General features: G+C 62.6%; 3 protein-coding genes and 1 pseudogene. 3 read left to right on the top strand and 1 reads right to left on the bottom strand.

Annotated elements, in window-relative coordinates:
• Nucleotides 1–477: coproporphyrinogen III oxidase (locus AUC71_RS09810; RefSeq protein WP_141701590.1), on the top strand; the 477-nt coding region annotated here is incomplete at its 5' end.
• A gap of 6 nt (nt 478–483) precedes the next feature.
• On the opposite strand, the gene AUC71_RS19485 is transcribed toward AUC71_RS09810, so the two are convergent.
• Nucleotides 484–654, bottom strand: a complete 171-nt coding sequence (locus tag AUC71_RS19485) for a hypothetical protein (protein WP_158007786.1) — start codon at nt 652–654, stop codon at nt 484–486.
• A gap of 342 nt (nt 655–996) precedes the next feature.
• Here AUC71_RS19485 and AUC71_RS09805 point away from each other — a divergent pair, with 342 nt between their 5' ends.
• Together AUC71_RS09805 and AUC71_RS09800 are read left to right on the top strand one after the other, a co-directional pair.
• The gene (locus AUC71_RS09805) at nt 997–1212 is read left to right on the top strand and encodes a cold-shock protein (RefSeq protein WP_069624118.1); all 216 of its coding nucleotides are present in this window, start codon (nt 997–999) and stop codon (nt 1210–1212) included.
• Nucleotides 1213–1434: 222 nt separating this feature from the next.
• Nucleotides 1435–1710: pseudogene (locus AUC71_RS09800) on the top strand (hypothetical protein); the annotation flags it as partial.

Genomic DNA, 1710 nt, shown 5'->3' with positions numbered 1-1710 from the left:
GGCTGGTTCGGCGGCGGCGGCGACCTCACGCCGGTGCTCAATCGCAGGCGAAACCAAAACGACCAAGACTCGAAGGATTTCCACGCCGCCATGAAGGCCGCCTGCGAAGGGCAGCCTTCGGCCGACTATCCGCACTTCAAGGATTGGTGCGACGAGTATTTCTACCTTGCGCACCGACAAGAGCCGCGCGGCATCGGGGGCATCTTCTACGACTATCTCGACTCAGGCGATTGGGAGGCGGACTTCGCCTTTACCCAAGAGGTCGGCAAAAGCTTCGTCGAAATCTATCCGGAGATCGTGAAGCGCAACATCGGCAAACCCTGGACGGACGAAGACCGCGAGGAGCAACTCGTCCGGCGCGGTCGCTATGTGGAATACAACCTGCTCTACGACCGGGGCACCATCTTTGGCTTGAAAACCGGCGGCAATGTCGAGGCGATCCTGTCCTCCCTGCCGCCCCTGGTCAGGTGGCCTTAGGGGACCCTACCCCCGGATCCCGGCATACATCAGAGGCGGCGTGATCGGGGCGCTGACGCCGGCTTCGACGGCGGCGGCGCTGCGGAGGTCGAAGCCGGCGAGCGAGGCGTCTTGGGCAAGCCGCCCGAACAGCATCGCGAGCGCCGTAAGCACCAGAACTGCAACGATTTTCCACATGTCCGCTTCCCTTCCTTCGGCCCCGGAAGCGCGTGCCCCGCGCTCACCTGTGCGAAGGTTTAGGGTTTGGCGGCTGAACCCAGTCTGAGGCGGCCGTTCATCTGCCGTTTAGGTTCCGCGACTGGCCCAAAAATCATGCTTGCCAAGGGGTTCGGCATCGCTCATCCTCTTGGGCACCGGGCGCCCACGGCTTTGGGCGCGGACTTGGACGACGGCAAAGTGACTAGCGGCGCAACAGCTCGACCCTTTCCTGACATCTCAAGACGTCGAAGGCCCCTCTCTGTCGAGGCGGGTCGGCGGCCCGTTGTGTGAAACTTTTGAAACGGGAAAGGATTCCCTGACATGTCTCGTGTGAACGGCACTGTGAAATTCTTCAACCATACGCGCGGCTTCGGCTTCATCCAGCCGGAAGACGGCGGCAAGGACGTCTTCGTGCATGCCTCGGCGCTCGAGCGCTCCGGCATTCCGCCCCTAAACGAGGGCGACAAAGTCTCTTTCGAGATCGAGGACGACCGTCGCGGTCGCGGCAAGCAAGCAGCCAACGTGCAGCTCGCCTAAGCAAGCGCGAAAATCTGACCCTTTTGAACCGCCGGGCCCCGCCCGGCGGTTTTTTCATGCGCGTTCAGAAGCTTGAGAGCCACGAGCCGTTCAGGCTCGGTTCATCTTGTTGGCCCTAAATTGCCTCAAAGCGGGGGCAAAAACTCGCTTCACCCTATCCCTGGGGGAACCCTCCACTCCGCAAGACGCCTCCCAGCATCTTGCGCTTAAGGAACGCGAACAATGGGTAAGACAACCTTCACAGCACTGATTGCTGCGTTCGTCGGGGTCATGGCCCTGACACTCTCCGTTCCGGCGGAAGCCGGCCGCGGACACGGAAATGGCTGGAAAGGTGGCGGCAACCGCTACGTCCAGAACAACTATTACGGCCGCGGCGGCGGCTACTATGGCCGCCGTGGCGGTGACAACTGGAATGCGGTCGGCGCAGCCTGCTCGGCTTCGGCGTCGGCGCATCGTCGGCGAGCGCGCTCACGCCGCGCGAGTCTATGTGGCGCCGCC

Source organism: Methyloceanibacter marginalis, from assembly GCF_001723295.1.
Taxonomy (GTDB): Bacteria; Pseudomonadota; Alphaproteobacteria; order Rhizobiales; family Methyloligellaceae; genus Methyloceanibacter; species Methyloceanibacter marginalis.
This window is presented reverse-complemented; position numbering and strand designations above follow the sequence as displayed.